This is a genomic window from Psychrobacillus vulpis, assembly GCF_006861825.1.
GTDB classification, from domain to species: domain Bacteria; phylum Bacillota; class Bacilli; order Bacillales_A; family Planococcaceae; genus Psychrobacillus; species Psychrobacillus vulpis.
Genome location: NZ_VDGI01000022.1, coordinates 46,003 through 53,873 on the forward strand (window position 1 = coordinate 46,003; position 7,871 = coordinate 53,873).

A 7,871-nucleotide genomic window follows, 5' to 3' on the forward strand; every position below is an offset into this window, starting at 1 on the left:
TTTATTATTTAATAGAACAGTATAAATTTGCAAATTTATTTTACATGGTAATTTTGATAAATCTCTCTTTTCGATACCCCTCTTTGAATAGCTACTTCTTTTATAGCCTCTTTTGAAGAACAATGCTTCTCCTCCATTATATTATTCACATGCTCCTCGATAGATAACTGCTCCCACCATGAAGACTCCATCTCATCTACTTGTTCTTCATTTGCTCCTTCTAACACGATACAAAATTCTCCACGAATTTCTGATTGCTCTGCCCATGCTACAGCCTCATCTATCGTACCTCTTAAAAACTCTTCAAATTTTTTCGTTAGTTCTCTTGCTAGGACAATTCTTCTGCTTCCATCCATAATTGTTTGCATATCTTTTAAGGATTCCTTTAAGCGATGTGGAGATTCATATAATAGAATGGTCTCCTGTCTTTTTTGAATCTTAGTAATTTCTTCTTTTCGCTCTTTCTTATTTCTACTTAAAAATCCATAAAAGAAAAATGGCTGTGTCACTAATCCCGATGCTATTAATGCACTAAGGGCTGCGTTTGCCCCTGGAATAGGGACAACTGCAAATCCTTCATTAACAGCTTTTGCTGCAATATCTGCTCCAGGATCTGAAATACAAGGTAAGCCTGCGTCACTTACTAATGCAATTTGTTTTCCTTGTCTCAATAAATCTAATAACTTTTCTCCACCTACTTCAAGATTATGATCGTGATAACTTATGAGAGGTGTTGTTATTTCAAAATAATTACATAGTTTTTTTGTATTTCTTGTATCTTCCGCTGCTATTATGTCTACTTCCTTTAAAATCCTAATTGCGCGCATCGTCATATCTTCTAAATTTCCAATAGGTGTCGCAACTAAATACAAACAGCTACTCTGTTCATGTTCGGTCGATTTTTGCGATTTCATTGTTTGCTTGTCCTCCCATATAATGAATCTTCTGCTGTCTTGTTAATTGTTTAAATGCATATTCTGCTTGCATTGCTTGTTGCTTTGTTTCGTAAATCTCATTATAAATACAAAGAACCGGTCTTTTCGCTCGTGTATATTTTGCTCCTTTTCCTTCATTATGTACGCTAATTCTTTTTTCTAAATCATTCGTGTATCCAGCATAGAAAGACCCATCCTTGCACTCTAATACGTAAAATGTATGCTCTTTTTTATTCTTTTCCATAAAGCATCTCTGTCACTTCTTCTGTATATTCTCCATTTTCACCATACACATATAAAGGAGGCAAGATTTTTAAATCTGGTTTACCATCTTTTATTCCTTCTATTAATAATGTATTTGCTTCTTTCCCTTCTTTAGGATAAACGAATCGGATTCGCTTCGGCTCCAAGCGATGAGCTCTCATTGCAGTAACTATATCTAAAAGTCTACCTGGACGATGAACAAATGCTGCTTTTCCACCTTGCTTTAATAACTCGCTAGCTGATTGAACTGCCTCCTCTAAAGTTAAGTGAATTTCATGTCTAGCAATCGCTAAATGTTCTTTTAAATTTTTTTCACTCGCTTCATGTGCAGGAAAATAAGGCGGATTGCACGTAACGACGTCATATTTCTCTGAGCCAATTTGACTTGCAATCCCTTTGACATCGCCTTGTATAATCGTTATTTGTTTTTCTAAACTGTTGTATCGTACGCTTCTAGTCGCCATATCTGCTAGTCGATCCTGTAACTCAATACCGATAATTTCGGCATTTGTACGTGCACTTAAAAACAATGGAATTGCACCATTTCCAGTACATAAGTCTACAATTTTCCCTCTTTTAATTGGCACATAAGCAAATCTTGATAGTAGCACTGCATCTAACGAAAATGAAAAAACAGATGGACTTTGAATGATTCTCAATTCTTCCGCCAGTAAATAATCAAGACGCTCGTCGGCCTTTAACCATTGATCCATAATTGACTCCTCCAACAAAACAAAAGACTGACACCCACTTACGGAGTGGCATCAGTCAATTGATCATATATTTTGTTTACTCAAAAACGACAAGCAGAATAAACAATCTTCTTCCTTACGAGAACTTCCAAAATGAACATGGCAAACATGATAGCCTTCCTGATATAGTCTAGCCAAATTATCATAGCCTTCACCAATATCTGTTTTACTCATTTGTTCTTGTTCTTCCTGCATTTTTTCAAGCAATAATTCTTTTTCATGCATTTCATCGAGTCTTTGCCTTAAATGATTATTTTCTTGTTGCAGCGCCTGACGTTCTTCTACCATTATCGCTACAAATTCTTTTAAAGCGCGAAATTGCAGCTGCGTGGACTCTAATTGTTTTTCAAATTCTATAATTGTATCCAAAAAATTACGGTCCATCACACATTCACCTCATTGCCCCGACCATTGTACCGGATTTTCCGTATGGTTAATAATTTCGTCTAACGTGTAATCTAACACTCTTTGTGGATCATTTAACTCTATACGTAAAACTCTTTCTAAAATATTCATACTCACAACTTTACCAAGACCATCTGGAGTCTCCACTTTTTCTCCAATATCTGGCATTTGCTCTCTTGCTGTTTCATACTCGTCATTTTCATACTTTAAACAGCACATAAGACGACCACATAATCCTGAAATTTTAGATGGATTTAGTGATAAATTCTGATCCTTTGCCATTTTAATAGAGACTGGCTCGAAATCTCCTAGAAACGTCGAACAGCATAGCATACGTCCACATGGACCTATACCACCTAACATTTTTGCTTCGTCACGAACACCAATTTGTCTTAACTCAATTCTAGTTCTAAATACAGAAGCTAAATCTTTTACTAAATCCCTAAAATCTACCCGACCTTCTGCAGTAAAGTAAAAAATAATCTTATTTCTGTCGAATGTATATTCAACATCTACAAGCTTCATCTCAAGTTCTCTTTCTAATATCTTTTCTGTTCCTAGAGCTAAAGCTTGTGCAGATTCTATTCGATTTTCTTCCACTTGTATTCGATCTTTATCAGTAGAAGGTCTTACGACTTGTTTTAAAGGAAGCACAACATCGTGCTCTCCTACCTGCTTTATAGGAACCACAACTTTGCCGTATTCTACTCCTCTAGCAGTTTCTACAATTACATAATCATCTTTTTGTAACGTAAAATCCACTGGATCAAAATAATATATTTTACCCGCTTTTTTAAAGCGAACTCCTACAACATTATACAAAAGTAAATCCCTCCTGCAGATTCAGCATTAACTGCTCCATCATCAGTGTCCGGTTCATGTTTTTATGCAAGTTTTGCTTAGCATGTAAAATCATTTCTAGTTGTCTGGATAATTGCTCATACGTTGTATGTAGAGCAATCTGTTTCCAATAATGTATCATATCCGGATAAGTACACACTGCGATGGGACTTGCTTTTATTGCTACTATATCACGATAGGCAAACAGTAGTAAATCTAATGCTTGTTCTGCTTGTTCTTTCTCTTTTAAAAGTGGTCCAAAATCCTCCTGAATACACATTAGGGCATCTTGCACACTTTTACCACTTGCTTCAACCAATTTTAACACTGATTTACGTGCAAGTCCAAAATGCTCGTCTTTCGCTAAATTTATTGCATCATCGACTTGGTTCGTCATTTTACAAACAGTAGAGGCCATAGAATCTGTAATTCCTTCTTCTACTAATTTCTGTTTTAAGATAGACTGTGGCATGGAAGCTAAACTAAATTGTTGACATCTAGAACGTATTGTTGGTATTAATGCATGAACTCTATCAGTTAAAAGTATGGCAGTTATCTCACTATGTGGTTCTTCTAAAAATTTTAGCAAAGTATTTGCCGCACTAGAGTTCAATTGATCTGCATGATGTATAACATATATTTTACGGCCAGTCTCAATAGCTGTTTTACTCATCTCTTGTATTAATTCATCAACTTGTCCTCTTTTAATAAATTGCCCGTCTGGTTCGAGTTGAATAAAATTTAGATGATTGTTTGATTTTAACCTTTTGCACGATCGACATGTTTCACATGGAACATTTTTTGTCGGATTTTCGCATAAAATAAGTTGGACAAAAAATTGCATAACCTTCGTTTTTCCTGTCCCTTTGGCGCCATCTATTATATAGGCATGTCCAATACGATTTTTCAAAACAATGGATTGTATTTGCTTTACCGTAACAGGCTGTAGTCTTTCTACACCCTCTATCGACCAGATTTCCATGTACATCACCTTCTCTTTTAAAAATCCCGTGCTTCGCATAACGCGAAAACACGGGAAACTTACGTGTAAAGATTGATAAGTAGACCTTTTATTTCTCCAATTTTATCTAATAAATCAATGGAGCTTTTCTCTTGGTCTAGAATTTCTTCTGCTAATTCTACTAATTTCTCATCAATTGTCTCTACAATTTTCAATTTTCTACCTTCACCAAACCGGTTCCATGTATGTGATTGCTTTAATCCCATACCAAAATCCACAGTTTCTTGTAAAAACTTTCGTATTAGCATTTTAAATTTTGCCATATCACGTAAATTTCTTGAGCGTGCAAGGCGGTCGCCAGCAGTTGAAATATCCCCTAGCAGCCTAGTCATTGTGTCGGTTTGCATTCGTTGTTCGTGTTTAGTTATCATTTGTCCAAACTTTGTAGCCTGTGTATTATTTTGAATAGATTCTTTTCGAATTTTATCTATTCCTAATCGTAAATCTTGATTTATTTTCAACGTTTTCTATCCCTTCCTTCATTTATTAAAAATGATGGAATTGTTCAATCGGTAGAACAAATACAGTTGCTCCCCCAACCTCTACTTCCACTGGATAAGGAATATACGAATCTGCATTTCCTCCCATAGGAGATACTGGTGCAACCATTTGCTCGCGCGCTCTACAATTATCTCTTATTAATTCTAATGCTGATGATACCAATGAGTCATCTGTACCGATTAAAAATGTAGTATTTCCAGAGCGTAAAAAACCACCTGTACTTGCAAGCTTTGTTGCTCTAAACTTGGCTTTTGTTAAAGCATTAGACAAACGATTACTATCCTGATCCTGCACTACCGCTACTATCAATTTCATCGAGACTCACCCCTGTAATTTTTTCTTCTTACTAGTATAACATGAATTATCTAATAATTTCTAATTCCCTTTTTATAACTATATAAACTTCTTCTAATACTTCCTCTAAAGTACGAGAAGCATCAATTACTTGAATTCTATTTGGATATTGGCCAGCAAGCGATAAATAACCTTCTCTTACTCTTTCGTGAAAAGCAAGACTTTCAACATCTAAGCGATTTTTTTCACGATTACTATGTGCTTCAATTCTCTCAAGTCCAATGCTTGGGTCGATGTCAAAAAGAATTGTTTTGTTTGGCATTGTTTGACCAATTGCAAATTTATTAATTGCTAATATTTCTTCGACCCCGATACCTCTTGCATAGCCCTGATACGCAAGTGAACTATCTATAAATCGATCACAAATTACAATTTTTCCTGCCTCTATAGCAGGTTGTACTTTTTCTACCAAGTGCTGTCTTCTAGCTGCAGCATATAATAATGCTTCCGTACGGCTATCCATCATTGTATGCTCATTATTTAAAATTATGTTTCTAATTTTTTCAGAAATCATAATTCCACCTGGCTCTCTAGTCATAACAACATCGTAGCCTTCATCTTTTAATTTTTTACCAAGTAAATTCATTACGGTTGTTTTTCCAGCACCTTCTGGACCCTCACTGGAAATAAAATACCCTTTGTTCTGCACACTTATTCCTCCACTACATATATTAACTTTTCATTTAATCGATGTTCGCCTTGAAATAAAGCTCCTTTTTCCATCCACTCCTCTAGCTCCGTTAACATAGCTATTGTTATTTTCTCCCCAGCTATTACTAACGGAATCCCCGGTGGATACGGGATAATCATTCCCTTTGCAATTCTCCCCAAAGATCTAACGTATGGTATCCATTCTCCTCGTTTTTCATTTAGTAAACTTAAATTCATATGTAATGTTGAAATAGATTTTTGTTTTACTAATTGAGTGTTCTTTGGACTCATTGGAATCTCTATCCGTAATTTATCCAATGCATGTTTTATCCGTTTTCTAATTTCTGCAAAACCAAATTCATGCTCAACCTTTAATAATGGTAAAATCAGTAACACTTGATATGTATCCGCTAATTCCACATAAATATTTTGTTTTTCTAATACACTTTGTACTTGAAAGCCCGAATACTTCCCAACTCGTATTAACAATTTAAGTGGATCATCTACTTGTACGACTTTAATATCTTTTAGAGTCTCTAAAGATTCTATAAATAACTTCCTTCTATTTAAGAACTGTTTAAAATCCATCTCATTGTATCTATCCACGTAACTTCTTGCATCATCTAAAGATGCTAATAATAGATAGGAAGGACTGCTCGATTGTAACATTCTCAAATATTTATTTACTCTACTTACATCAATTAATGAGGAATTCACATGTAAAAAAGATCCCATCGTTAATGCTGGCAAGGTTTTATGAGCCGATTGAACAGTTACGTCAGCTCCTAGTTGAAGTGCTGATTTCGGAAAATTATTATGTGCATGAAAATGTGCCCCATGTGCCTCATCCACTAGCACAGGAATATTGGTTGCATGGCATATGCTTATAATGCTTTCAAGATGAGAAGTTGCTACTCCATAATAATTGGGATACGTTAACACAACCGCCTTAGTAAAAGGATGTTTTTCTAACGCTTCTTGAATTATTTCAGCTGAAACATAGGAAGCCGTTTTCGTTCGATCATCCCATTCTGGAGTAACAAAAATTGGTTCTGCTCCAACTAACTCAATTGCATGAAAAATCGATTTATGCGCATTTCTCTGGACAATAATTTGCTCTCCATACTGGCAACTAGCATAAATCATTGCTAAATTCCCTACCGTTGTTCCATTTACTAGAAAGAAACTTTTTTGTGCTCCATATACTTCCGCGAGTAACTCTTCGGCTTCTTTAATAGCTTCTTCTGGATGATGATAATCATCCAGTCCATTTAACTCCGTAAAGTCGTACTGCATGGAATTTTTCATTGCATTTGGTAAATTAGATAACAGTCCATTTTTATGTCCTGGTACATGAAATGAAATGTTTTTTTGATTATGAAATTTTTCCAATGCTTCGACTAACGGACGTTTCTGTTGCATCTTTTATTACCCCACTATTTCGTTCAAATTTCCTTCTTCTATTATACATGAATAAAGTGTACACAGTCTTTAATTCACTTTGGAGAACTTTTAAAATTAATAGAGTTTCTACTCTTAAAGTATTGAAATATGATTTTCAACTTAAAAAATGTTTTAATGCTCATAAAAAATAATTATTATTTAATTGCTGAACAAGACTGAATAAAATACTCGAACTCTTTGTCCCTCTACTTTCCCGCTACTCCTTTTACAGTTTACCTTCGGCATTTCATTTTCTGGCTCACACACGAAAAAAGCCGCTACCGATGACTCGGTAACGACTTCTTAGTGCCTAGCGACGTTCTACTCTCACAGGGGGAAACCCCCAACTACCATCGACGCGCGAGCTTAACTTCCGTGTTCGGGCTACGAAAGCAGATGAACGGCAGATTTCTTCGTCATCCGCAGTCGTTCGATTCTCGCGTATGTTATACGCTCCGAGTCTCTCTTCTTTTCTTCCTCGAACTCTTTGTTCCTCTACTTTCTCGCTACTCATTCTACAAATTGCCTTCGGCACCTTATTTATTGGTTAATAAACGAAAAAAGCCGCTACCGATTGCTCGGTAACGACTTCTTAGTGCCTAGCGACGTTCTACTCTCACAGGGGGAAACCCCCAACTACCATCGACGCTGAAGAGCTTAACTTCCGTGTTCGGTATGGGAACGGGTGTGACCTCTTCGCCATCA

The 7,871-nt window shown here is 35.9% G+C and carries 10 protein-coding genes and 1 rRNA gene; all 11 read right to left on the bottom strand.

The annotated features are described in order from the left end of the window. Window positions 1-35: 35 nt before the first annotated feature. Window positions 36-914: a 16S rRNA (cytidine(1402)-2'-O)-methyltransferase gene (gene rsmI, locus FG384_RS16610; protein ID WP_142643824.1), complete on the bottom strand. Its 879-nt coding sequence runs from the start codon at window positions 912-914 to the stop codon at window positions 36-38. After that, complete coding sequence (locus FG384_RS16615) at window positions 886-1,179, bottom strand: GIY-YIG nuclease family protein (protein WP_142643825.1); 294 nt, start codon at window positions 1,177-1,179, stop codon at window positions 886-888. Before FG384_RS16615 ends, rsmI begins: the two co-directional genes overlap by 29 nt. Continuing rightward, the gene (locus FG384_RS16620) at window positions 1,166-1,912 is read right to left on the bottom strand and encodes a tRNA1(Val) (adenine(37)-N6)-methyltransferase (RefSeq protein ID WP_142643826.1); all 747 of its coding nucleotides are present in this window, start codon (window positions 1,910-1,912) and stop codon (window positions 1,166-1,168) included. The genes FG384_RS16615 and FG384_RS16620 overlap by 14 nt, the downstream gene beginning before the upstream one ends. A 63-nt stretch (window positions 1,913-1,975) precedes the next feature. Then, a complete protein-coding gene (yabA, locus tag FG384_RS16625) occupies window positions 1,976-2,338 on the bottom strand; it encodes a DNA replication initiation control protein YabA (RefSeq protein WP_142643827.1) in 363 nt (120 codons plus the stop codon). Window positions 2,339-2,347: 9 nt separating this feature from the next. Continuing rightward, entirely contained in the window at window positions 2,348-3,178 is an 831-nt protein-coding gene (locus tag FG384_RS16630) for a PSP1 domain-containing protein (protein WP_142643828.1), read from the bottom strand. Continuing rightward, entirely contained in the window at window positions 3,171-4,178 is a 1,008-nt protein-coding gene (gene holB, locus FG384_RS16635; protein WP_142643829.1) for a DNA polymerase III subunit delta', read from the bottom strand. The genes FG384_RS16630 and holB overlap by 8 nt, the downstream gene beginning before the upstream one ends. Window positions 4,179-4,237: 59 nt before the next feature. Further along, window positions 4,238-4,678 (bottom strand): YaaR family protein, encoded by a 441-nt coding sequence (locus FG384_RS16640; RefSeq protein WP_142643830.1) that lies wholly within the window; start codon window positions 4,676-4,678, stop codon window positions 4,238-4,240. A gap of 25 nt (window positions 4,679-4,703) precedes the next feature. After that, entirely contained in the window at window positions 4,704-5,033 is a 330-nt protein-coding gene (locus tag FG384_RS16645) for a cyclic-di-AMP receptor (RefSeq protein ID WP_142643831.1), read from the bottom strand. A gap of 46 nt (window positions 5,034-5,079) precedes the next feature. Continuing rightward, entirely contained in the window at window positions 5,080-5,721 is a 642-nt protein-coding gene (tmk, locus tag FG384_RS16650; RefSeq protein WP_142643832.1) for a dTMP kinase, read from the bottom strand. 2 nt (window positions 5,722-5,723) lie between these two features. Continuing rightward, the gene (locus tag FG384_RS16655; protein ID WP_142643833.1) at window positions 5,724-7,145 is read right to left on the bottom strand and encodes an aminotransferase class I/II-fold pyridoxal phosphate-dependent enzyme; all 1,422 of its coding nucleotides are present in this window, start codon (window positions 7,143-7,145) and stop codon (window positions 5,724-5,726) included. 618 nt (window positions 7,146-7,763) lie between these two features. After that, window positions 7,764-7,871: ribosomal RNA gene (rrf, locus tag FG384_RS16660) — 5S ribosomal RNA — on the bottom strand; the annotation flags it as partial.

Bases quoted from the DNA above. Each gene is read 5' to 3' on its own strand.
- FG384_RS16620 (WP_142643826.1), bottom strand. From the start codon at position 1,912: ATGGATCAATGGTTAAAGGCCGACGAGCGTCTTGATTATTTACTGGCG.
- holB (WP_142643829.1), bottom strand. From the start codon at position 4,178: ATGGAAATCTGGTCGATAGAGGGTGTAGAAAGACTACAGCCTGTTACG.
- FG384_RS16615 (WP_142643825.1), bottom strand. From the start codon at position 1,179: ATGGAAAAGAATAAAAAAGAGCATACATTTTACGTATTAGAGTGCAAG.
- FG384_RS16645 (WP_142643831.1), bottom strand. From the start codon at position 5,033: ATGAAATTGATAGTAGCGGTAGTGCAGGATCAGGATAGTAATCGTTTG.
- rsmI (WP_142643824.1), bottom strand. From the start codon at position 914: ATGAAATCGCAAAAATCGACCGAACATGAACAGAGTAGCTGTTTGTAT.
- FG384_RS16655 (WP_142643833.1), bottom strand. From the start codon at position 7,145: ATGCAACAGAAACGTCCGTTAGTCGAAGCATTGGAAAAATTTCATAAT.